Raw genomic sequence first — 22,024 nt, 5'->3', positions numbered from 1 at the left:
GAATTGATCGACCCCGATGCCGCCACCCGGGGAGGCCGTCCAGGTCACCGAGTGAACGGCCCCCGCCGCCTACCGCGGTACCGGCGCCGCCGCGCGCGCGTCCAATTCCCGCACCCCCGCCGCGGCCGACGGCGCCGAGCGCGCGGCGCAGGCGCGGCTGGCGCCGCTGGGTCCGGACACTGGTTTCGGTCCTGGTGATCGCCGCGCTACTGGTCGGCTTCGCGGCCGCCTGCGGGGCCGCCTGGTTCGACAGCCGGCTGCACCGCGACGACATCCTGGCCGACTACCCGGGGCGCCCCGGGCCGGGCCGCGGGACGAACTGGTTGCTGGTCGGGTCGGACAGCCGCCAAGGGCTCAGCCCCGAACAGCAAAACGAACTGGCCACCGGCGGTGACATCGGGAGCAGCCGGACCGACACCATCTTGCTGGTGCACCTGCCCGAACTGTGGTCCGGCGGCCGGGTGACGATGGTGTCGATACCGCGCGACTCCTACGTCCCGATCCCGGGCCACGGCAAGGACAAGATCAACGCCGCCTTCTCGATGGGCGGCGCGGCCTTGCTGGCCCAGACGGTGGAACAGGCGACCGGGCTACGCATCGGCCACTACGCCGAAATCGGGTTCGGCGGGTTCGCCGGCTTGGTCGACGCGCTCGGCGGGGTGACGGTGTGCCCGACGGCGCCGCTCAACGACCCGTTGGCCGGCATCGACCTGCCCGCCGGCTGCCAGAAGCTCAACGGCCGCAACGCGCTCGGGTACGTCAGGACGCGCGACACCCCGCGGGCCGATCTGGACCGGATGGTCAATCAGCGGCAGTTCGTGGCGGCGCTGCTGCGCGCCGCGGCCAGCCCCGCGGTGTGGCTCAACCCCTGGCGCTGGTACTCGGTGCCGCGCGCCCTCGCGGACGCGCTGACCGTGGACCGCGGCGACCACGTCTGGGACCTGGCCCGCCTCGGCTGGGGACTGCACGGCTCCCCGACCACCCTGACCGTCCCGATCGGCGAGTTCACCAGTGGCGACGCCGGATCGGTGGTGGTGTGGAATCACGACGAGGCCAGCCGGTTGTTCGAGGCGCTGGCCTCCGACGGGCCGGTGCCCACCGCTCCGCCGGACTAGCCGCCGCGGCCGTTCTGCAGATACGCCTTCGTGCGGCCCGGGTGGTGGGTGGCCAGCCACGCCACCCCCACGTCCCGGCAGAAATCGAGGTCTTCGTACTCGTCGACGTTCCAGCAGTACACGGCCCGGCCCTGGGCGATCGCACGATCCGCGAGCTGGGGATATTCCTTCAGCGTGGCCAGTGACGGGCCGACGGCCGTCGCACCGACCGCGGTGGCCGCGCCGCTGATCAGGTAGCGCGCGGTCTTGCCGAGCAGCACGGTCGGCAGCAGCGGCGCGGCCCGCCGGATCCGCCAGACCGCCGCCGCCGAGAACGACATCACCACCGCGCGGGACCGGTCGGCGGAGGCGGGTGAGGCGATGCCAAATCGATGCAGCAGCGCGAGAAGCTTGTTTTCCACCAGGGAGCCGTACCGCACCGGGTGCTTGGTCTCGACGAACAGCTTCACCGGCCGATGCCAGTCCAGGACGAGCGAAACCAACGCGTCGAGCGTCAACAAACTGGTGTCGCCGTGCGTGCCGTCTTCACGCCAGCTGTCGTGCCACGCGCCGTACTCGAGCTCGCGCAATTCGGCGAGGGTCATCGTGCTGACCAATCCGGCCCCGGTCGAGGTCCGGTCCAGCCGGCGGTCGTGCACGCACACCAGGTGGCCGTCGCGGGTCAGGCGCACGTCGCATTCGACCCCGTCGGCGCCTTCTTTGAGCGCGAGATCGTAGGCGGCCAGCGTGTGTTCGGGCCGCGCGGCCGATGCGCCGCGGTGGGCTACCACAAAGGGATGCCCGGCGAGCACCTCCTCGGCCCACGTCATACGCCTAATGCTGCCGCTTCCTGCCCCTCCAGCTCAACCGGACCGGACGTCGGTGCCGGATCGCCGGGGACCACGACCCAACGGTGCGCGGGGCGCTCGACCGGTTTGCGCTCGAAGCCCTCGAAGACCCGGGCCGCCGCGGCTACCGTCAACGCCGCGAGTAAGTACGCGAACACCATCGCGATGGTGTTGTTCGCGATGCCCTGGGCGTCTTTGGCGAAGCTGGTGGCCATGGCGAAGACCGAGACCAGGTAGCTGCCGACCCACGCGATCCACCACTGGACGATGGGCTTGCGTATCCGGGAGTAGTGCTCTTCGAGGATCGCCAGCTCGATGACGTAAACGGGGGCCCACAGCAGATTGGCCAGCGGCACCACGCAGCCGGCCCACAACGCTCGGGGGCTCCGCGGCTCGGGCAGGCCGTGATGCGCGAACACCGCGGCGCGGCGCGCGATGAGCCAAAGGATCAGCATCGCCCCGGAGGCGAGCACCGCCGCGATCGCGGCCGCGCTGGCCAGGATGCCCAGCCAGTCCGCGCCGGCGGCGACCCAGGAATTCAACAAGGTGTTCCGGTTGACGATCAGCAGCACGTACCGCACGACATACACCAGGGCGGCGACGCCGAGGACGAGCACGCTCACGAACAGCGTGGTCCGGATCGTCGACACGGATGGCGTTCGCCGCGCGGGCGTTTGGGACGCCGCGGCCGTTTGTTCGACATGGTCGGCAAGGCCCCACCGCGGGATCACCGCGTAGCGCGGCGTCGGGCCGAGGGGGCGTCGCCCGCGCCTCGGCGGTGGCGCGGCGCCCGGCCGCACCGCTATCCAGCGAAAGCCCGGCGGCAGCCGCGGCGGGGTGCGCTGGAACGTGCGGGGCGCCGGCGGCCGACTCGCGGGCGCGGGGCCGTGCGGGCTCCACCGCGGATCGGGCGCCGGCGCATCCGGCAAGGGCGCCATCAGGGCTCCCTGGCAACGGGGGCACCATTCGCGTTGCCGCTCGCGCACGTTCCACCGAGTGCCGCATTGGGAGCACACCTGGATCACCGGACTAGCCTAGCCGCGCGCCGATGCGCGCCGCGCGGGCTCACCGATGGCCCGAACGGGGGCGGTCGGCAATTATTTCGGCTCCCACGCCTATCCACAGTTTCCACAGGTTTATCCACACGTGGTTAGTGGGTAAGGGGAGCATTACTACAGCCCTGCAGGCTCGCGGTGGTTTCACTGTGGATAACGCTGTGGTAACGAAGTCATGCCATCGACAGCCCCAGACGGCCATTGAGCGAAATGGATTGTCTTACTAAGCAGTCGGACCGGCGGTCCCCGAAACGGTGAAAACCCCCTTGGCCGAGCCCTTTCGCGGCCGTCGCCGAGCCGCAGCTCAGGGCGTCGTTTTCCAAGCCCGCCCGGAAGCGCTATGATCGCGTTCGCAAAATTGTTTGTGACTCACCTCACTGAGGTGAGGAGCGGGTGAAAGGCGATTGATGGCCACGCATTCGTTCGGTCCGGGGACACCGGGCCAGTCGAAGTCGTACTCCGGCTCGGCTGCGTGGAATCACAACTACAGCATCGCGGCGCTGCGCGCCGGGCTGATCGCCCTCGCCTTACTCGCGGTACTCCTCCTCATCGTCTTGTCTTGAATCGGCGCCGAACGGGTATTCGGCCTCCGGCTCATCGCGGTCATTCTTGCGGTCGGCGCAGTCATGGAGCAGGGTTGTCTAGGGCTGGCCGCCGCGCGGCAGGCCCGCGAAGCGTTAGCAGACAATCGAAGAAAGGAACGCCGTGGCTGAATACACCCTGCCCGATTTGGACTGGGACTACGCAGCGTTGGAACCGCACATCTCGGGTCAGATCAACGAGATCCACCACAGTAAGCACCACGCCACCTACGTCAAGGGCGTGAACGACGCGGTTGCCAAACTCGAAGAGGCGCGCGCCAACGACGACCACGCCGCGATCTTCCTGAACGAAAAGAACCTGGCGTTCCACCTCGGCGGCCACGTCAACCACTCGATCTGGTGGAAGAACCTGTCGCCGGACGGCGGCGACAAGCCCACCGGCGAACTGGCCGCCGCCATCGATGACGCGTTCGGATCGTTCGACAAATTCCGCGCCCAGTTCAGCGCGGCCGCCAATGGCCTGCAGGGTTCGGGCTGGGCCGTGCTGGGCTATGACACGCTCGGCGGCAGGCTGCTCACCTTCCAGCTGTACGACCAGCAGGCCAACGTCCCGCTCGGCATCATCCCCTTGCTGCAGGTCGACATGTGGGAGCACGCCTTCTACCTGCAGTACAAGAATGTCAAGGCGGATTACGTCAAGGCGTTCTGGAACGTCGTCAATTGGGCCGACGTGCAGAAGCGGTACGCGGCCGCCACGTCGAAGACCAATGGCCTGATCTTCGGCTGAGTCCATCTCGAGGCATGGGGGCGCCGCGCGGCTCGCGCGGCGCCCCTTTCGTTTGTCGGGCCGTCAATTGGGCACTCCGAGAACATGTGCGCCACTAGCCGTGTCGGGTTGCACGGCACCGAACCCCCGGGCATGCTTGATTATTCGAGTTACCAGCGTGGTTAATCGGACGGAGGCGTCGCGCGGAGGTCGAAATGGAGACTGGGTCTGACCGCCCGATAGGGGTTTCCCCTTTCCATTCTCGTGGTGCCCTGAAAGGGTTCGTGATCTCCGGACGTTGGCCGGATTCGACCAAAGAATGGGCGCAATTGCTCATGGTCGCGGTCCGGGTCGCGTCGTTGCCCGGATTGCTTTCCACCACAACGGTATTCGGCGCCCGCGAGGAATTGCCCGAAGAACCCGAGCCGGGCACGGTCGGCCTGGTGCTCGCCGAGGGCACGGTCTTCGGGGACTCCGCAATACAGCCGGGCTATTTCGCCGACCACCAACCCCCCGCGTTGCTGATGCTGCATCCGCCGTCGGAGACCACGCCGTCGTTGCCGGAATGCAGTGGGGCGGCGTCGGGATGCGTCCTGCTTCCCGGATTGCCCTATCTCGGACTCGAGCATCGGGCGGCGTGGGTGGAAGCCGAGGCCGACGGCACGATCACCTCGATGGTCAGTCGCGTAGGCGTCGACCCCATCACCCATCCCGATACCGCGATACTCGCGATGTTGCTCGCGGCATAGGCGTTTACATCGGCGCCGTTTCGTCCGGCCGGCAGTCCTCAGCACTCGACGAAGCGACCCCGGCAAACCGGTGTGCCGGACTCCGATCACCCGACGAACGTCGGTGATGTGTCGAAAGTTCGCCGGCGACACTGAGCGCGCCGTTGACGTCCCAGGCGCCGGCGACTTCCCCGGCGGGAGGGGTGCGCGGGGCGCCTTGGCGTCGGCGGACCGAACGCCGGTTCACATCTCCCGCGCGTCCCAGGGTGGCGTTTTCCGGCCGCAGCACTGTTCTGACAGCAAATACGGCGTTAAGCGATCATAAATTGCTGCCTGGTTGCCGGGCGACCGCCCAGCACCCTTCCACCCTACACTTCCCCCGGCTCGGCATCACCGGCCCGCCACCTAGGGCCAAGCCGCGAATTCTGCGGATAACCTGTGAGTTTCGCTTATTTAGTGGACACTTCAGCGAATCAGTTAGACGCTCGTCAAGTGCGGTATCGGCAAGCACCAGCTACGCCTGGACCGAATCCGCGGGGGTTTGCACCTAGTTACGGACACAAACCCTCGCTACCATGATCAGCAAATACACCTAGGTAATAGTTCACTTCTACAGCCCAGTGGAGGTCATAACCAATGAGCACGACGTTCGCTGCTCGCCTGAACCGCCTGTTCGACACCGTGTATCCCCCCGGACGGGGGCAGCACACCTCCGCCGAAGTGATCGCGGCGCTCAAGGCGGAGGGCATCACGATGTCGGCTCCGTACCTGTCGCAGCTGCGTTCGGGGAACCGCACCAACCCGTCGTCGGCCACCATGGCCGCGCTGGCCAACTTCTTCCGCATCAAGCCGGCCTACTTCACCGACGACGAGTACTACGAGAAGCTCGACAAGGAGCTGTCGATCCTCGCCACGATGCGCGACGACGGCGTGCGCCGCATTGCCCTGCGCGCCTCCGAGTTGTCGCCCGAGGCCCAGCACGAGGTCATGCAGCGGGTCAACGAGTTGCGCCGCGCGGAACACCTGGACGCCTAGCGGGCACCGGGCGCCCGGCCCACCTGGGGGGCTCCCGTCCGCCCTTTCCGATTAGGGTTGGCTGACGGATCGCGCACGCGCGAGAGCGACAGTTTTCAACAGACCGGGGAGGCGGCCGGGTATGGCCCTGTTCCGCAAGCGAAAGAGCCGCGCGACGCGTCGCGCCGAAGCCCGTGCGATCAGGGCGCGCGCCAAACTGGAGGCCAAACTCGCCGCCAAGAACGAGAATCGCCGGTACCGCGCCGCCCACCGGGCGGAGGCCAAGGCCCTCCGCGCGCAGATCAAAGCCCAACGCGACAGCGACCGCAACGCGCTGAAAGTCGCGGAGACCCAACTCAAAGCGGCGCGGGAAGGCAAGATCTTCTCGCCGACCCGGATCCGCCGGACCCTGACGGTGTCCCGGCTCCTCGCGCCGATCCTGACGCCGATCATCTACCGCGCCGCGGTCTCGGCCCGCGCACTGATCGACCAGCGTCGCGCGGACCAACTCGGAATACCGTTGGCCCAGATCGGGCAGTTCTCGGGCCACGGCGCGCAGTTGTCCGCCCGGATCGCCGGCGCGGAGAAGTCTTTGCGGACGGTGCAGGACAAGAAGCCCAAGGACGCCGAGACCCGGCAATTCGTTTCCGCCATCACCGAGCGACTCACCGATCTCTCCGCGGCCGTCACCGCCGCGGAGAACATGCCGGCCGCCCGCCGCCGCGCGGCCCACGCCGCGATCGCGTCACAGCTCGACGGCATCGAGGCGGACCTGATGGCCCGGCTCGGGCTCAGCTGACCGCCGCATGCGGCTTCCCGGCACAAGGATCCGCGCGCGGCGGCTGACCCGCCTGCCCGTCGCGGTGGGCGCCGCAGTCGGCCTGTACCTCGTCGCCGCGGCGCACCTCCCCGCCGCGGGGGCGCACGTCCACGCCAGTAGCGACGACGCGGTGCGCGGCGCCACGGCGATCGTCACCTTTCAGGTACCCAACGAGTCGAACACGGGCGCGCTGACCACGGTCCTCAGCGTCGCCCTGCCCGACGTCGCCTCGGCGCGCACCGAAAGCATGCCGGGCTGGACGGCCAAGCTCGACCGAGACCCGGCGTCGGGGGCCGTTCACTCGGTGACCTGGACGGCCTCCCCGGGTGGCGGCATCGGGGTCGATCAATTCGCGCTGTTCCGGGTGTCGGTGAAGCTGCCCGACGCGGAGACCGTCACGTTTCCGGCCACGCAGACCTACTCCGACGGCACGATCGTGAAGTGGGACCAGCCGCCGCAACCCGGGGGCGGCGAGCCGGAGCACCCGGTGCCAACGCTGACACTGGCCGCGGGAACGGCTCCGTCCCACGGCCACCATCCGTCCGCGCCGCCGGCCGGCCAGCCGTCCGCGCCGCCGCCGCCGAAATCTCCGGACAACTCCGCCCGGCTGTTGGGCGGCGCGGCCCTGATCGTTGCCGCGCTGGGAATCTGCCTTGCGCTGATCCACCGGCGAGCATGAGGCGGTTGGCGATCGCCACGCTCGTCGGTGCCCTGTTGGCGATCGCGACAGCCACCGCGCCGGTGGCGTCGGCGCACGCCGCGCGGGTGGGCACCGACCCGGCGGACAACGCGGTGCTCACGACCGGTCCGCCGCGGGTGAGCGCCACGTTCAACGAACAGCTGCAGACCACCTTCGCGGCCATGACCGTCGTCGGCCCCGACGGCAACGTGTGGTCCACCGGCGACCCCACCGTGCGGGGCGCGATGGTCGGCATTGACCTGCGGCCGCTGGGTCCGGCCGGGACCTACACGGTGAACTACCGGGTGACGTCCGCGGACGGCCACGTGGTCTCCGGATCCTGGTCGTTCCGGCTGACGGTGCCCGGTACCGGGGCGCCCGGGCCCCCGGCCGGCGGCGCCCCGACCGGCGGCGATGTCCCGGTCTGGCCGTTCGTCGCGGTGGCGGTGCTGCTCGTCGCGGCGGGGGCACTGTGGGCGGTGCGGCACAGACCGTGACCGGCGGCCGAGCCGCCCACACTCGTGCTGGCATGATGGGTTCGGAGAACCCGCGTGGGCAAACGACAGAAAGCTCAAGGAGCGGCCGCATGGCAGACCCGCAGGACCAACCGAGCAGCGAACCCGACGACGCGTCGACCCCGCCGCCGGAGAAGAAGCCCCCGGCCAAGGCGGTCAAGAAGGCGGCGAAGGCGCCCGCCAAGAAGGCCCCCGCGAAGAAAGCCCCCGCAAAAAAGGCGCCCGCCAAGAAAGCGCCCGCGAAGAAGGCGCCGGCCAAAAGCGCCGAGCCCCCCGCCAAGGCGCCCGAGCCATCGCTGGCGGTGCAGCAGCGCATCGAAAGTAACGGCGACCTCGCCGCCGCTGCGAAAGATGTTGCGGCACAAGCAAAATCGACTGTCGATGCCGCCAACAACCCGGTCCCTGCGGACGCGCCGGCGATCTCCCTCACCCAGTCCCCGATGCCGTTGATCGTGGCCCTGGCGGTCAGCCTCCTGGCGATCCTGTTGATCCGTCAGCTGCGGCGCCGCTGACCGTCGCTACGGTGTCAGACGTGACCGTGTCATTTCAGCCGACCGCCGACCTCGTCGACGACATCGGGCCCGACGTTCGCAGCTGCGATGTGCAATTCCGCCAGTTCGGTGGCCGCCCGCAATTCGCCGGACCCATCAGCACCGTGCGCTGCTTCGAAGACAACGCGTTGCTGAAATCGGTGCTCTCCCAACCCAGTGCGGGCGGCGTACTGGTCATCGACGGCGGCGGTTCCCTGCACTCGGCGCTGGTCGGCGACGTCATCGCGGAGCTGGCCCGCTCGAACGGCTGGGCCGGGCTGATCGTCAACGGGGCGGTGCGCGATGCCGCCGCGCTACGCGATCTCGACCTCGGCATCAAGGCGTTGGGCACCAATCCGCGCAAGAGCGCCAAGACGGGCACCGGCGAGCGCGACGTCGAGGTCACGCTGGGCGGGGTGACCTTCGTCCCGGGCGAGATCGCTTACAGCGATGACGACGGCATCGTCGTCGTCAAGCCCTAAACCGCAACCGGCGCACGCTTTTTCGCGAACTGCAAGCCCTCGTCGTCAACCTTGCCGCGCCGGATCGTGCGCATGTCGAAGAAGTAGTTCTGCTTGAGCCGCCACGGCGCACGCGACCCCGACTTGGGCAGCATGTCCATCGCCCGCTGAAAATATCCGGGGCTGAAGTCCATGAACGGCAACTCGTCGACGTCGGGGCCGGGACGCTGCGGCTCTACGAAGTCAAAACCGTTTGCGTCCATGTAATTCAGCAGTCGGCAGACGAACTCGGAGACCAGGTCGGCCTTCAGGGTCCACGACGCATTGGTGTATCCGAAGGTGATCGCGAAATTCGGCACGCCGGAGAACATCAGGCCCTTGTAGGTCATCAGCGACGTCAGCTCGATGGGCTCGCCGTTGCGGGTGGGCTTGACACCGCCGAGCAGCTGCATGTTCAAACCCGTTGCGGTGATGATGATGTCGGCCTGCAGCTCCTCACCGGAGGTGAGCCTGATTCCTGTCTTGGTGAACCGGTCGATGGTGTCGGTGACGACGTCGGCCTTGCCGTGCCGGATGGTCCGGAAGAAATCGCCGTCGGGCGCCAAGCACAGCCGCTGGTCCCACACGTTGTACCGGGGCCCGAAGTGCTTCTCGACGTCGTAGCCTTCGGGCAGCCGGCGCTTGGCCATGGTCATCAACGTCTTGCGCATGTAGGCGGGGGCCTTGCGCGACAGCTGGTACTGGAAGGTGCTGAACGAGATGGCTTTCCAGCGATTCGCGATGTGTGCCAGCCGGTCGGGCAGCAGCCGATTGGCCCGCTCGGCGAACGGGTCGACCCCGGGCAGCGAGCCGATGTAGGTCGGAGAGCGCTGCAGCATGGTGACGTGGCCGGAGCCGGAGTTCACCAGGGCCGGGATCAGGGTGATCGCGGTGGCGCCGGAGCCGATGACGACGATCTTCTTGCCCGCGTAGTCGAGGTCCTCCGGCCAGTGCTGCGGATGGACGATCCGGCCCTCGAAGTCCTCGGCGCCAGGGAACGTGGGCGAGAACCCCTCGTCGTAGTTGTAGTAACCGGTACAGGCGAACAGGAACGAGCAGGTGAGCTCGCGCTGCTGGCCATCGGACTCGACGGTGAGCGTCCAGCGGTTCTCGGCGTCGGACCAGTCGGCGGACACCACGCGCTGGCGGTAACGGATGTGCTGGTCGATCTTGTTCTCGACGGCGGCCTCGTTGATGTAGGCCTTGATGTCGGCGCCGTCGGCGATCGATTTCGCCGATCGCCAGGGCTTGAACCGGAATCCGAGGGTGAACATGTCCGAGTCCGACCGGATGCCCGGGTACTTGAACAGGTCCCAGGTGCCGCCCAGGTCGTCGCGGCGTTCGAGGATGGCGTAGCTCTTCGTCGGGCAGCGCTCCTGCAGGTGCCACGCCGCGCTGATCCCGGAGATGCCGGCGCCCACGATGATCACGTCAAGGTGCTCAGTCATGATGGCCACGGTATCAACGGGGTGTCGATGGAGTCAACAGGGTGTTGAAACTATCGACGCCGTGTAAAGTAGCGGTCGTGACTTCCGTCGGCCAGACCCGTGCGTTGCGGGGTCGCCGTGCGATTCGGCCGTCCGGCGACGACCGTGAGCGGGCAATCCTCGCGACCGCCGAGCGGCTGCTGGAGCAGCGCTCGTTCGCCGACATCTCGGTCGATGACCTGGCCAAGGGCGCGGGCCTGTCGCGGCCGACGTTCTACTTCTATTTCAAGTCGAAGGATGCGGTGCTGATCTCGCTGCTGGAGCCGGTGATCGCGCGCGCGGACTCCGAGTTCGACGGCGCGGTGCAACGGCTGCCCTCGGACCCGCGCCGGGTGTGGCGCAACGGCATCAAGGCGTTCTTCCTGGCTTTCAGCACGCACCGCCGGCTCGCCCGCGCCGCAACCGAAGCGCTGGCGACCAGCCCCGAGCTGCGCGCGGTCTGGTTGAGCTTCATGCAGAAGTGGATCGATCAGACCGCGGCCATGATCGCCGCCGAACGCGCGCGCGGCGCCGCGCCGGAGACGATCCCGGCCGCCGACCTGGCCACCTCCCTGAACCAGATGAACGAGCGCACGATGATGGCCGCCCTGTCCGCCGAAACGCCGGCAGTCGACGAGGAGCGGGTGGTCGACACCCTCACCCACATCTGGGTGACCAGCATCTACGGCGAATCCAGCTAGCCGTCACCGGTGCGTGCGAACATATGTTCGTGCGGTGCGATGCGTCCATCCTGCACGCGGACCTGGATTCGTTCTACGCGTCCGTCGAACAGCGCGACGACCCGACGTTGCGCGGCCGCCCGGTGATCGTCGGCGGTGGCGTCGTGCTCGCCGCCAGCTACGAGGCGAAGGCCTACGGGGTGCGCACGGCGATGGGCGGCGCGCAGGCCCGCCGGCTGTGCCCGCATGCCGCGGTGGTGCCGCCCCGGATGCGGGCCTACAGCCGCGCCAGTGACGCGGTCTTCGAGGTGTTTCGCGACTGCACCCCGATCGTGGAGCCGCTCTCGGTGGACGAGGCGTTCCTGGACGTCGGCGGCCTGCGCCGGGTGTCGGGGACGCCGGTCGAGATCGCCGAACGGTTGCGCGCCGACGTGCGCGAGCGAGTCGGCCTGCCCATCACCGTGGGCATCGCCCGGACGAAGTTCCTGGCCAAGGTCGCCAGCCAGGAGGCCAAGCCGGACGGGCTGCTGCTGGTGCCCCCCGAGCAGGAACTGGCGTTCCTGCACCCGTTGCCGGTGCGGCGGCTGTGGGGCGTGGGCGCCAAGACGGCCGACAAGCTGCACGCCCACGGGCTGATGACCGTCGCCGACGTCGCCGAGCTGAACGAGTCGACGCTGGCCTCGCTGCTCGGCGGCGCCATGGGCCGGCAGCTTTTTGCCCTGTCGCACAACATCGACCGGCGCCGGGTGACCACCGGTGTGCGTCGCCGGTCCGTGGGGGCGCAACGTGCGCTCGGCCGCGCAGGCAACACCATGTCGGCTTCGGAGATCGACGCGGTGGTGGTGAATCTGATCGACCGCATCACCGGCCGCATGCGCGCCGCCGGGCGCACCGGGCGCACGGTGGTGCTGCGCCTGCGGTTCGACGACTTCGGCCGGGCGACGCGGTCGCGGACACTGCCGTTGGCGACGTCCTCGACGCAGCCCATCCTGTCGGCCGCCCGTCAGCTGGTCGCGTCGGCCGCGCCGCTCATCGCCGAGCGCGGGCTGACGCTGGTCGGCTTCGCGGTGTCGGGAATCGACCGCAGCGGCGCCCAGCAACTGGCGTTGCCCTTCGACGACGAAGAGAACCGGCTCGCGATCGACGCGGCGATCGACCGGGTGCGGGACCGCTACGGCAAGTCCGCGCTCACGCCGGCGGTGCTCGTCGGGCGCGACGCGGGCTTGGAGATGCCGCACCTGCCGGACTAGTGCCGGACTAATTCGAAGCGGTCCAGTCCAGCAGCCGCTCGGCCGGCCAGGTGTTGACGATCCGGTCGACGGGCAGGCCCACGTCCAGCGCGCGCTGGGCGCCGTAACCGAGGAAGTCCAGCTGGCCGGGCGCGTGGGCGTCGGTGTCGATGCTGAAGACGCAGCCGATGTCCATGGCCTGCTTGAGCAGCCGGGTTGGCGGATCGCGGCGCTCCGGCCGCGAGTTGATCTCGACCGCGGTGCCGTGGTCGCGGCAGGCGGTGAACACCGCTTCGGCATCGAACTTCGACTGCGGTCGGATGCCCCGGTTCCCGGAGACCAGTCGCCCGGTGCAGTGGCCCAGCACGTCGGCATGCGGATTGGAGACGGCGCGCACCATGCGCCGCGTCATCGCCGCGGCGTCCATCGACAGCTTGGAATGCACGCTGGCCACCACGACGTCGAGGCGCTCGAGCAACTCCGGCTCCTGGTCGAGGCTGCCGTCCTCGAGAATGTCGACCTCGATACCGGTGAGGATGCGCATCGGCGCGAACTGGTCGCGCAGCTTGTCGATCACGTCGAGCTGCGCGCGCAACCTCTCCGGCGACAGCCCGTTGGCGATGGTCAGGCGCGGCGAGTGGTCGGTCAACGCGCAGTACTCGTGCCCCAGCGCGGATGCGGCCGCCATCATCTCGTCGATCGGCGCCGACCCGTCGGACCAGTTGGAATGCAGGTGCAGGTCGCCGCGCAACGCCGCGCGGATCTCACCCCCGCCGAGATCCTCGGCGCCGGAACGCAATTCGACCAGCAAGTCGGGCTCGCGACCGGACCAGGCCTGGTCGATGACTTTCGCGGTCTTGGGTCCGATGCCCGGCAGCGACTGCCAGCTGTTGGCCTGGCCGTGCCGCTCGCGCGCGGCGTCGTCGAGACCCTCGATGATGTCGGCGGCGTTGCGATACGCCATCACGCGTCGCGGGTCGTGGCGGCTCCGGTCCTTGTAATAGGCGATCTGCCGCAGGGCGGTTACCGGGTCCATGACTCCAGTGTGCCCGCCCCCGTCAGGTCAGCTGCCCGACGATGAAGCCGGCGAGCAGCACGCTGAAGCCCCCGATCTCGCCTGCGATGAGCAGCGCCATCATGAGGCCGGTGCCGGGGGCGGGGTCCGCGAACTGGTTGACGGTGTCCCGGCGCGCCCCGTGCGCGATGTAGCTGAGGATGGCGCCGACGAAAAAGAAGACGACCACGCCGGCCGCGGTGAGGTTGGCCCACGTCGGCCAGGCGCTGAGCTCGACGAAGACCGCCAGCAACAGCGTCGCAAACGAGTAGAGCAGCGCCGCCCGGTGCGCGATGTCGACGTAGGGATGGGCGCGATGGTCCGGTGCGACCATGATCTGTCGGTATTTCCACACGCCAAGCACCAGCGCGAGCAGAAAGATCAGCCCGGCCGCCAGCAGCGTGACCTTGGTATCGAGTCCGAGGGAGTAGCTCATCGCGCCGCTGAGTTTAGTTGCGCTTCATAAAGATCGGCTAACGTCGGTTTCATGCGATTCGCGTTCAAGACCTCACCTCAGAACACCACCTGGGCCGACATGCTGGCCGTCTGGCAGGCGGCCGACGGTATCGACGTGTACGAGTCCGGGTGGACCTTCGACCACTTCTACCCCATCTTCTCCGACAGCAGCGGGCCCTGTCTGGAGGGCTGGACCACGCTCACCGCCCTGGCGCAGGCGACCACGCGGCTGCGGCTGGGCACCCTGGTCACCGGCATCCACTACCGCCACCCCGCGCTGCTGGCCAACATGGCAGCCGCCCTCGACATCATCTCGAACGGACGACTGGAGCTGGGCATCGGCGCCGGCTGGAATGAAGAGGAGTCCGGCGCCTACGGCATCGAGCTGGGCAGCATCAGGGAGCGCTTCGATCGGTTCGAGGAGGCGTGCGAGGTGCTGGTGAGCCTGCTCAGCCAGGAGACCACCGATTTCGACGGCAAGTACTACCAGCTCAAGGGCGCCCGCAACGAGCCCAAGGGTGTGCAACGCCCGCACCCGCCGATCTGCATCGGCGGCAGCGGGGAAAAGCGAACGCTGCCGATCACCGCGCGCTACGCGCAGCACTGGAACTTCGTCGGCGGTCCGCCCGAGTTGTTCGCGCGCAAGCGTGACGTGCTGGCCGCGGAGTGCGAGAAGATCGGGCGCGACCCGAAGGAGATCATGCTGTCGGCCCACCTGCGCCTGGACGCGGAGCGCAACTACCAGCAGGTCGTCGAGGAGGCGGCCGGACTGGCCGCCGAGGGGCTCGACCTGGGCATTGTGTACATCAACCCGCCGCACGACCCGGCCGTCTTGGAACCCTTGGCCGAAGCCATCCGCGATTCGGGGTTGTTGGACAACTAGGGGCCCGGTTTTCGCGCGGTGCGGCGGTGAGCAAACTCCCGCGCCGCGCGGGAACGCGTGTGGGAAGGGTGGTTACGCGCCGAAAATCAGCAAATCGTCGGCGGTGACCAGGCGCTCGTGTTTGGCGGGGAACTCTCGGCTTTTTACCGGGTGGCGAAACCAGGACCAGGCGATTCGCCCCATCCGTGATCGAGGTACGGGATTGATGTGCACAGTGATCACTCCTGCGATCGTTCCGTTCAGCCGGGACCCCGATCTTTCGCCCGTGTGACGGAGCCCACAAAGGGCTATTAGACACCCGGCGGCTGGCAAACGAGGGCAGACTCGCCGAAGTTTGGTGCTTGTGTTTCTGGTGTGACTACTGTGACTACTGCAGGGGAACGGCGGTCGGCTTGACCGGCGCCGGGAGCGCGGTCGCCCCCATCAGGTACCGGTCCACGGCCGCGGCGGCGGCCCGGCCCTCAGCTATCGCCCAGACGATCAGCGACTGACCCCGGCCCATGTCCCCGGCGACAAACACACCCGGGACCGACGTGTCGAAGTCGGCACCCCGCGCGACGTTGCCACGCTCGGTGAATTTGACCTCGAGGTCGTTGAGCAGGCCTTCCTTTTCCGGCCCGACGAATCCCATGGCCAGCAGCACCAGGTCGGCCTCGAGTTCGAAGTCCGAGCCCTCCACCTTGACGAACTTGCCGTCCTGCATGGTGACCTCGTGCGCCTTGAGCGCGGTCACGCGGCCGTCCTCGCCGACGAACTGCTCGGTGTTGACCGAGAACACCCGCTCGCCGCCCTCCTCGTGCGCCGAGGACACCCGGTACATCAAGGGATAGGTCGGCCACGGGGTCGATTCGGCGCGCGACTCCGGCGGGCGGGGCATGATCTCGAATTGGTGCACGACGGCGGCGCCCTGCCGGTGCGCGGTGCCGAGGCAGTCCGCCCCGGTGTCGCCGCCGCCGATGATGACGACCTTCTTGCCCTTGGCGGTGATCGGCGGCTCCCCGTCGGGCCCCAGGACGTCGTCGCCCTCCTGCACCCGGTTCCCCCACGGCAGGTATTCCATCGCCTGGTGGATGCCGTCCAGGTCCCGCCCGGGCACGGGCAGGTCCCGCCAGGCGGTCGCGCCGCCGGCGAGCACCACCGCGTCGAAATCGGCCCGCAATTGTTCGGCGGTGATGTCGATCCCGACGTTGACGCCCGCGCGGAATTCGGTTCCCTCGGCCCGCATCTGGTCCAGGCGCCGGTCGAGGACGCGCTTTTCCATCTTGAATTCCGGGATGCCGTAGCGCAGCAGCCCGCCGATGCGATCCGACCGCTCGAAGACGGTGACCGTGTGGCCGGCGCGGGTCAGCTGCTGCGCGGCGGCCAAACCGGCCGGACCGGAACCGACCACCGCTACCTTCTTCTGAGTCAGCTTGTCCGGGGGCAGCGGCACCACGAAGCCTTCCTCGAAGGCACGGTCGATGATCTCCAGCTCGATCTGCTTGATCGTCACCGGATCCTGGTTGATGCCAAGCACACAGGCCGGTTCACACGGCGCCGGACACAGCCGGCCGGTGAAGTCCGGAAAGTTGTTGGTGGCGTGCAACCGCTCGATCGCGTCGCGCCACCGGCCCCGGCGCACCAGGTCGTTCCACTCCGGGATCAGGTTGCCCAACGGACACCCGTTGTGGCAGAACGGAATACCGCAATCCATGCACCGGGTCGCCTGCTCGCGCAGGGTGCCCTCGTCGAAGTCCTCGTAGACCTCGTGCCAGTCCTTCAACCGCAGCGGGACAGGCCGACGCTTCGGCAGTTCCCGGTGGGTGTACTTCAGGAAGCCGCTCGGATCAGCCATGCGCGGCCGCCATGATCGCCTTGTCCACGTCGACGCCATCGCGCTCGGCTTCGGCGATCGCCTGCAGCACCTTCTTGTAGTCGCGCGGCATCACCTTGACGAAGTGGCGCTGTTGTCCGCGCCAGTCGGCCAGGATCCGCTGGCCTACCGCCGAATCCGTGGCGTCCACGTGCGCCTGGATGATGCCGTGCAGGAACTCGGCGTCGTCGGAGTCCAGCGTCTCCACATCGACCATCTCGATGTTGAGGTTGTCCGGCAATTGCTCGTCCGGGTCGTACACGTAAGCCACACCCCCTGACATCCCCGCGGCGAAGTTGCGGCCGGTTCGGCCCAGAATCACAACCCGACCACCCGTCATGTATTCGCATCCATGGTCACCGACACCCTCGACCACCGCGTGGGCGCCGGAGTTGCGGACCGCGAACCGTTCACCGACCACTCCGCGCAGGAAGGCCTCGCCGCTGGTCGCGCCGAACAGAATCACGTTGCCGCCGATAATGTTGTCCTCGGCCACGTAGTCCTGCGGGGCGTTGTCCGACGGCCGCACCACGATCCGCCCGCCCGAGAGGCCCTTGCCGACGTAGTCGTTGGCGTCGCCGTAAACCCGCAGGGTGATTCCCTTCGGCACGAACGCCCCGAAGCTGTTGCCCGCGGAGCCGTCGAAGGTGATATCGATGGTCCCGTCCGGAAGCCCCTGCCCGCCATAGGCTTTGGTCACCTCGTGGCCGAGCATGGTGCCCACCGTGCGGTTCACGTTGCTGATGGTGGTCGAGAAGCGCACCGGCTTGCCGGAATCGAGCGCCTCCCGGCTCATCACGATCAACTGCTGATCGAGCGCCTTGTCCAGGCCGTGGTCCTGACGGGAGCTGCAGTAGAGATCCTGGTTCATGAACGCCGACTCGGGCTCGTGCAGCACCGGCGCGAGATCCAGCTTGTGCGCCTTCCAGTGCGCGCGGGCCAGCGTGGTGTCCAGCGCCCCGACCTGGCCGACGGCCTCGTTGACGGTACGGAAACCCAACTGCGCCATGTATTCCCGAACCTCTTCTGCGATGAACATGAAGAAGTTTTCGATGAACTCGGGCTTGCCGGTGAACCGCTCCCGCAGCACCGGGTTCTGGGTGGCGACGCCGACCGGGCAGGTGTCGAGGTGACACACCCGCATCATGATGCAGCCCGCGACCACCAGCGGCGCGGTGGCGAAGCCGAATTCCTCGGCGCCGAGCAGTGCGGCGATCATCACGTCGCGACCCGTCTTGAGCTGGCCGTCCACCTGGACCACGATCCGGTCGCGTAAACCGTTGAGCAGCAACGTCTGTTGCGTCTCGGCCAGGCCCAGCTCCCACGGCGCGCCGGCGTGCTTCATCGACGTCAGCGGGGTCGCGCCCGTCCCGCCGTCGTGGCCGGAGATCAGCACCACGTCCGCGTGCGCCTTGGAGACGCCGGCCGCGACCGTGCCCACTCCGTTCTCGGAGACCAGCTTGACGTGCACGCGCGCGGCGGGGTTGGCGTTCTTGAGGTCGTGGATCAGCTGCGCGAGATCCTCGATGGAGTAGATGTCGTGGTGCGGCGGCGGCGAGATCAGGCCGACTCCCGGCGTGGAATGCCGAACCTCGGCGACCCACGGGTACACCTTGTGCCCGGGAAGCTGGCCGCCCTCACCGGGTTTGGCGCCCTGCGCCATCTTGATCTGGATGTCGGTGCAGTTCGTCAGGTAATGCGACGTGACACCGAAGCGCGCGGAGGCCACCTGCTTGATCGCGCTGCGGCGCCAATCCCCATCGGGATCGCGCTCGAAACGCTTGACGTCCTCGCCGCCCTCACCGCTGTTGGATCGTCCACCCAGCCGGTTCATCGCGATGGCCAGCGTCTCGTGCGCCTCGGCCGAGATCGAGCCGTAGCTCATGGCCCCGGTGGAGAAGCGCTTGACGATCTCGCTGGCGGGTTCGACCTCTTCCAGCGGAACGGGCGGCCGCACCCCGCCGCGGAACTTGAGCAGGCCGCGCAGTGAGGCCATCCGCTCGCTCTGGTCATCGACCAGGCGGGTGTAGTCCTTGAAGATCTTGTATTGGCCGGTGCGGGTCGAGTGCTGCAGCTTGAATACCGTCTCCGGGTTGAACAGGTGGTACTCACCCTCCCGGCGCCACTGGTATTCGCCGCCCACCTCGAGCTCGCGGTGCGCCCGCTCGTCGCGGCGGTCCAGGTAGGCCAGCCGGTGGCGGGCGGCGACGTCGGCGGCGATGTCCTCCAGGGTGATCCCGCCGATCGGGCAGCTCAACCCGGTGAAGTACTCGTCGAGCACGTCCTCTGACACGCCGACCGCCTGGAACAGCTGCGCGCCGGTGTAGGAGGCCAGGGTCGAAATGCCCATCTTGGACATCACTTTGAGCACGCCCTTGCCGGCGGCCTTCACGTAGTTATTCAGCGCCTTTTCGCGGTCGATACCGTCGATCGCGCCGCGGTCGAGCATGTCCTCGATCGACTCGAACGCCAGGTAGGGGTTGATCGCCGCCGCCCCGCACCCGATCAGCATCGCCATGTGGTGCACCTCGCGGGCGTCACCAGTCTCGACGACCAGGCCCACGTGCGTGCGCGTCCGGTCGCGCACCAAGTGGTGGTGCACTCCGGCGACCGCGAGCAGCGACGGGATGGGTGCCATCCGCTCGTCGGAGTGGCGGTCCGACAGAATGATGACCCGCGCACCGTCCTCGATCGCCGCCGACGCCTGCGCACGCACGTCGTCGAGCGCCGCGGCCAGGCCTGCGCCGCCCTCGGCGACCGGGTACAGGCAGCGAATCACCTTGGACCGCATGCCATGCGGGCGCCCGTTGACCTCGTCGTCGGGGTTGAGGTTGACCAGCTTGGCCAGCTCGTGGTTGCGCAGAATCGGCTGCTGCAAAGCGATCTGGTGACAGGACTGCTCGGTCGGCGTGAGCAGGTCGCGCTCCCCGCCGGTGGTGCCCTGCAAACTGGTCACCACCTCCTCGCGGATGGCGTCCAGCGGGGGGTTGGTCACCTGGGCGAAGAGCTGCTGGAAGTAGTCGTAGAGCATCCGCGGCCGCTGCGAGAGCACCGCGACCGGGGTGTCGGTGCCCATCGAGCCGAGCGGCTCGGCACCGGTACGCACCATGGGCGACACCAGCAGGTTGAGCTCCTCGTAGGTGTAGCCGAATGTCAGCTGGCGCTTGACGAGTCGATCGTGGGGCATCCGCACGTAGTCGCCCTGCGGCAGCTTCTCCAGGGGAACCAGGTTGCGGTCGAGCCACTCCTGGTACGGATGCTCGGCCGCGAGTTCGGCCTTGATCTCCTCGTCGGAGACGATGCGCCCCTGGGTGGTGTCCACCAGGAACATCCGGCCCGGCTGCAACCGCATCCGACGGACCACCTTGGCCGGGTCCAGGTCCAGCACACCGGCCTCGGAGGCCATCACCACCAGGCCGTCCTCGGTGACCCAGATCCGGGAGGGGCGCAAGCCATTTCGGTCAAGCACCGCACCCACGATGGTGCCGTCGGTGAACGTGATCGACGCGGGCCCGTCCCAGGGCTCCATCAGGGACGCGTGGAACTCGTAGAACGCCCGCCGCGCGGGGTCCATCGACTCGTTGCGCTCCCAGGCCTCCGGGATCATCATCAGCACCGCGTGGGCCAGGCTGCGGCCACCCAGGTGCAGCAGCTCGAGCGCCTCGTCGAAGCGCGCCGTGTCGGAGGCGCCCGGGGTACAGATGGGGAACAACTTCTCGACATCGGCTTCCGTGCCGAAGATGTCGGTCTTCATCAACGCCTCACGGGCCCGCATCCAGTTCTCGTTGCCGGTGACGGTGTTGATCTCGCCGTTGTGAGCCACCCGACGGAACGGATGGGCCAGCGGCCACGACGGGAAGGTGTTGGTGGAGAACCGCGAATGGACGATGCCCAGCGCGCTGGTCATCCGATCGTCTTGCAGGTCAAGGTAAAACGCCTTGAGCTGCGGGGTGGTCAGCATGCCCTTGTAGACCAGGGTCTGGCCGGAAAGGCTTGGGAAATAGACGGTTTCGCGGCCGGGCCCGTCCTGCCCGGGACCCTTGGTGCCGAGTTCGTGCTCGGCGCGCTTGCGGACCAGATAACAGCGGCGCTCCAGCGTCATGTCCGATGCGCCGGCCATGAAGACCTGCCGGAACGTCGGCATCGCGTCGCGGGACAGCGCGCCCAGCGACGAGTCGTCGATGGGCACGTTGCGCCAGCCGAGCACCGTCAGACCCTCGGCTTCGGCGATCTTCTCGACCGCGTCGCAGGCGGCCGCGGCGTCCTTGGACGACTGCGGCAAGAAGGCGATTCCCGTGGCATAGCTGCCCGGGGGCGGCAACTCGAAATCGACGACTTCGCGCAGGAAGGCGTCCGGGACCTGGATCAGGATGCCGGCGCCGTCACCGCTGCGCGGTTCGGCGCCTTGAGCACCGCGGTGTTCGAGGTTGAGCAGCGCGGTGATGGCCTGGTCCACGATGTCGCGGCTGCGACGGCCGTGCATATCGACGACCATGGCTACCCCGCACGAATCGTGCTCGAACGCGGGGTTGTATAACCCGACGCGCTTGGGCGTCATATGCACCTGACCCTTCAACTGAACGTTTGTCAGCGGCCGTTAACAGCTGCTCCCGAGGAGGTCGTACCCGAAGGTTGCGGGCTGTGATCCCTCGGTCTTGTCTCGATAGGCTGTCCCCCAGGTGGCGATGATCCTGTTAGGGATGCGTCCGTGCAGCGCTGAACGGTGGCCTGGAAACCGGTCTCGACAAGTCGTAAAACGATATGACAATACCCGCCTGACATGCCAACTTCGCCAAGTCTAACCGCCAGCTGGCAGCCCAGTAAATTCCGCGGCGGCCGACGGCCGGCAACCGTGCCGACATGCCGTTTTGGGGGTGCAATTCTCGTCACAGCCCCGCCGCTCACGCCGGCGCGGCGCGTGAACGGAAACCGCGTTGGGAGTTTGCTGCCAGAGCCACCTCGGATCGCCGCCGCGCTGCCGTCGGCCCGCATGACGGTGCTCAGCGGGTGGCCCCGGCCGCCGCGGCCGCGCCGCGTCAAGCGCTGCTAAGTTTGCACGGTATCGGTGCGCGCCCCGTGAGGAGATACTGGACCCGTACTGGTCCGCCTTCCGCGACGGCGGTTGGGCCGTGGCGCTTATCACTGGCCCCGGACGAACCCCACCAGCGCCGATCGATCACCCGGCACGCGAGGAGCCCATGAACGAGCGCGACGAATTCCTGAGGGACCGTCTGCAGCCGCCGCCCAGTGCCCCGGCGCCGCGCCCGCCCGGCCCGGGGGGGCGGGGGGGGGCGGGGGGGCGGGCCCCCGGGG

At 68.2% G+C, this 22,024-nt stretch carries 20 protein-coding genes; 13 read left to right on the top strand and 7 right to left on the bottom strand.

Translation table 11 applies throughout. The features are described from left to right. The first annotated feature begins 2 nt into the window (after nucleotides 1–2). Nucleotides 3–1,115, top strand: a complete 1,113-nt coding sequence (locus tag A5680_RS23765) for an LCP family protein (protein ID WP_369827708.1) — start codon at nucleotides 3–5, stop codon at nucleotides 1,113–1,115. Here the strand turns inward: A5680_RS23765 and A5680_RS23760 are convergent. Beyond that, complete coding sequence (locus tag A5680_RS23760) at nucleotides 1,112–1,924, bottom strand: glycerophosphodiester phosphodiesterase (protein ID WP_055404675.1); 813 nt, start codon at nucleotides 1,922–1,924, stop codon at nucleotides 1,112–1,114. The two genes, A5680_RS23765 and A5680_RS23760, sit on opposite strands and share 4 nt — an antisense overlap. After that, nucleotides 1,921–2,967: a DUF4328 domain-containing protein gene (locus tag A5680_RS23755; protein WP_082970481.1), complete on the bottom strand. Its 1,047-nt coding sequence runs from the start codon at nucleotides 2,965–2,967 to the stop codon at nucleotides 1,921–1,923. Before A5680_RS23755 ends, A5680_RS23760 begins: the two co-directional genes overlap by 4 nt. A gap of 437 nt (nucleotides 2,968–3,404) precedes the next feature. Between A5680_RS23755 and A5680_RS26120 the strand changes: the two genes are divergently transcribed. The 9 genes from A5680_RS26120 (at nucleotide 3,405) to rraA (ending at nucleotide 9,073) form a co-directional block, all read left to right on the top strand. Beyond that, nucleotides 3,405–3,560 carry a hypothetical protein gene (locus A5680_RS26120; RefSeq protein WP_197499839.1) on the top strand — a complete coding sequence of 52 codons (156 nt, stop codon included), beginning with the start codon at nucleotides 3,405–3,407 and terminating at the stop codon, nucleotides 3,558–3,560. A gap of 142 nt (nucleotides 3,561–3,702) precedes the next feature. Continuing rightward, nucleotides 3,703–4,326: a superoxide dismutase gene (locus A5680_RS23750; RefSeq protein WP_055404677.1), complete on the top strand. Its 624-nt coding sequence runs from the start codon at nucleotides 3,703–3,705 to the stop codon at nucleotides 4,324–4,326. 194 nt (nucleotides 4,327–4,520) lie between these two features. Next, nucleotides 4,521–5,054, top strand: coding sequence for a peptidase (locus tag A5680_RS23745; RefSeq protein WP_067823886.1), 534 nt, complete (start codon nucleotides 4,521–4,523; stop codon nucleotides 5,052–5,054). Nucleotides 5,055–5,669: 615 nt separating this feature from the next. After that, a complete protein-coding gene (locus tag A5680_RS23740) occupies nucleotides 5,670–6,068 on the top strand; it encodes a secretion protein EspR (protein WP_055404679.1) in 399 nt (132 codons plus the stop codon). Between the two features lie 121 nt (nucleotides 6,069–6,189). Further along, nucleotides 6,190–6,846, top strand: coding sequence for a DUF6474 family protein (locus A5680_RS23735; protein WP_055404680.1), 657 nt, complete (start codon nucleotides 6,190–6,192; stop codon nucleotides 6,844–6,846). A 7-nt stretch (nucleotides 6,847–6,853) separates the two neighbouring features. Beyond that, complete coding sequence (locus A5680_RS23730; protein ID WP_067823882.1) at nucleotides 6,854–7,546, top strand: YcnI family protein; 693 nt, start codon at nucleotides 6,854–6,856, stop codon at nucleotides 7,544–7,546. Then, nucleotides 7,543–8,043 carry a copper resistance CopC family protein gene (locus A5680_RS23725; RefSeq protein WP_067823878.1) on the top strand — a complete coding sequence of 167 codons (501 nt, stop codon included), beginning with the start codon at nucleotides 7,543–7,545 and terminating at the stop codon, nucleotides 8,041–8,043. Before A5680_RS23730 ends, A5680_RS23725 begins: the two co-directional genes overlap by 4 nt. An 89-nt stretch (nucleotides 8,044–8,132) precedes the next feature. Then, nucleotides 8,133–8,573 carry a hypothetical protein gene (locus A5680_RS26500; RefSeq protein WP_055404683.1) on the top strand — a complete coding sequence of 147 codons (441 nt, stop codon included), beginning with the start codon at nucleotides 8,133–8,135 and terminating at the stop codon, nucleotides 8,571–8,573. Between the two features lie 20 nt (nucleotides 8,574–8,593). Further along, entirely contained in the window at nucleotides 8,594–9,073 is a 480-nt protein-coding gene (gene rraA, locus A5680_RS23715) for a ribonuclease E activity regulator RraA (RefSeq protein ID WP_067823892.1), read from the top strand. Here rraA and A5680_RS23710 read toward each other — a convergent pair. After that, nucleotides 9,070–10,539 (bottom strand): NAD(P)/FAD-dependent oxidoreductase, encoded by a 1,470-nt coding sequence (locus tag A5680_RS23710; RefSeq protein ID WP_055404687.1) that lies wholly within the window; start codon nucleotides 10,537–10,539, stop codon nucleotides 9,070–9,072. The two genes, rraA and A5680_RS23710, sit on opposite strands and share 4 nt — an antisense overlap. A 77-nt stretch (nucleotides 10,540–10,616) precedes the next feature. On the opposite strand from A5680_RS23710, the gene A5680_RS23705 reads away from it, so the two are divergent. Continuing rightward, entirely contained in the window at nucleotides 10,617–11,258 is a 642-nt protein-coding gene (locus tag A5680_RS23705) for a TetR/AcrR family transcriptional regulator (protein ID WP_067823875.1), read from the top strand. 23 nt (nucleotides 11,259–11,281) lie between these two features. Next, a complete protein-coding gene (dinB, locus tag A5680_RS23700) occupies nucleotides 11,282–12,487 on the top strand; it encodes a DNA polymerase IV (RefSeq protein ID WP_055405627.1) in 1,206 nt (401 codons plus the stop codon). A gap of 7 nt (nucleotides 12,488–12,494) precedes the next feature. Here the strand turns inward: dinB and A5680_RS23695 are convergent, their stop codons facing one another. Both A5680_RS23695 and A5680_RS23690 read right to left on the bottom strand, forming a co-directional pair. Further along, a complete protein-coding gene (locus tag A5680_RS23695; protein WP_055405628.1) occupies nucleotides 12,495–13,502 on the bottom strand; it encodes a PHP domain-containing protein in 1,008 nt (335 codons plus the stop codon). 22 nt (nucleotides 13,503–13,524) lie between these two features. After that, the gene (locus tag A5680_RS23690) at nucleotides 13,525–13,956 is read right to left on the bottom strand and encodes a hypothetical protein (RefSeq protein WP_067823870.1); all 432 of its coding nucleotides are present in this window, start codon (nucleotides 13,954–13,956) and stop codon (nucleotides 13,525–13,527) included. A gap of 51 nt (nucleotides 13,957–14,007) precedes the next feature. On the opposite strand from A5680_RS23690, the gene A5680_RS23685 reads away from it, so the two are divergent. Then, nucleotides 14,008–14,859, top strand: a complete 852-nt coding sequence (locus A5680_RS23685; protein WP_067823866.1) for an LLM class F420-dependent oxidoreductase — start codon at nucleotides 14,008–14,010, stop codon at nucleotides 14,857–14,859. 367 nt (nucleotides 14,860–15,226) lie between these two features. Here A5680_RS23685 and A5680_RS23680 read toward each other — a convergent pair whose 3' ends face one another. Further along, complete coding sequence (locus A5680_RS23680; RefSeq protein ID WP_067823863.1) at nucleotides 15,227–16,693, bottom strand: glutamate synthase subunit beta; 1,467 nt, start codon at nucleotides 16,691–16,693, stop codon at nucleotides 15,227–15,229. Further along, complete coding sequence (gene gltB, locus A5680_RS23675) at nucleotides 16,686–21,269, bottom strand: glutamate synthase large subunit (protein WP_067823860.1); 4,584 nt, start codon at nucleotides 21,267–21,269, stop codon at nucleotides 16,686–16,688. Before gltB ends, A5680_RS23680 begins: the two co-directional genes overlap by 8 nt. Nucleotides 21,270–22,024 lie beyond the last annotated feature (755 nt).

Origin of the sequence: Mycobacterium sp. E2989, assembly GCF_001667595.1 — a bacterium.
Lineage (GTDB): Bacteria > Actinomycetota > Actinomycetes > Mycobacteriales > Mycobacteriaceae > Mycobacterium.
The sequence above is the reverse complement of the archived record's forward strand: the minus strand, read 5'-3'. Positions and strand labels throughout refer to the sequence as shown.

Excerpts from the sequence above, each read along its gene's own strand:
- A5680_RS23760 (WP_055404675.1), bottom strand. The coding sequence starts at position 1,924 with ATGACGTGGGCCGAGGAGGTGCTCGCCGGGCATCCCTTTGTGGTAGCC.
- A5680_RS26120 (WP_197499839.1), top strand. The coding sequence starts at position 3,405 with ATGGCCACGCATTCGTTCGGTCCGGGGACACCGGGCCAGTCGAAGTCG.
- A5680_RS23745 (WP_067823886.1), top strand. The coding sequence starts at position 4,521 with ATGGAGACTGGGTCTGACCGCCCGATAGGGGTTTCCCCTTTCCATTCT.
- A5680_RS23740 (WP_055404679.1), top strand. The coding sequence starts at position 5,670 with ATGAGCACGACGTTCGCTGCTCGCCTGAACCGCCTGTTCGACACCGTG.
- A5680_RS23735 (WP_055404680.1), top strand. The coding sequence starts at position 6,190 with ATGGCCCTGTTCCGCAAGCGAAAGAGCCGCGCGACGCGTCGCGCCGAA.
- A5680_RS23730 (WP_067823882.1), top strand. The coding sequence starts at position 6,854 with ATGCGGCTTCCCGGCACAAGGATCCGCGCGCGGCGGCTGACCCGCCTG.
- A5680_RS23725 (WP_067823878.1), top strand. The coding sequence starts at position 7,543 with ATGAGGCGGTTGGCGATCGCCACGCTCGTCGGTGCCCTGTTGGCGATC.
- A5680_RS26500 (WP_055404683.1), top strand. The coding sequence starts at position 8,133 with ATGGCAGACCCGCAGGACCAACCGAGCAGCGAACCCGACGACGCGTCG.
- A5680_RS23710 (WP_055404687.1), bottom strand. The coding sequence starts at position 10,539 with ATGACTGAGCACCTTGACGTGATCATCGTGGGCGCCGGCATCTCCGGG.
- dinB (WP_055405627.1), top strand. The coding sequence starts at position 11,282 with ATGTTCGTGCGGTGCGATGCGTCCATCCTGCACGCGGACCTGGATTCG.
- A5680_RS23695 (WP_055405628.1), bottom strand. The coding sequence starts at position 13,502 with ATGGACCCGGTAACCGCCCTGCGGCAGATCGCCTATTACAAGGACCGG.
- A5680_RS23690 (WP_067823870.1), bottom strand. The coding sequence starts at position 13,956 with ATGAGCTACTCCCTCGGACTCGATACCAAGGTCACGCTGCTGGCGGCC.
- A5680_RS23685 (WP_067823866.1), top strand. The coding sequence starts at position 14,008 with ATGCGATTCGCGTTCAAGACCTCACCTCAGAACACCACCTGGGCCGAC.
- A5680_RS23680 (WP_067823863.1), bottom strand. The coding sequence starts at position 16,693 with ATGGCTGATCCGAGCGGCTTCCTGAAGTACACCCACCGGGAACTGCCG.
- gltB (WP_067823860.1), bottom strand. The coding sequence starts at position 21,269 with ATGACGCCCAAGCGCGTCGGGTTATACAACCCCGCGTTCGAGCACGAT.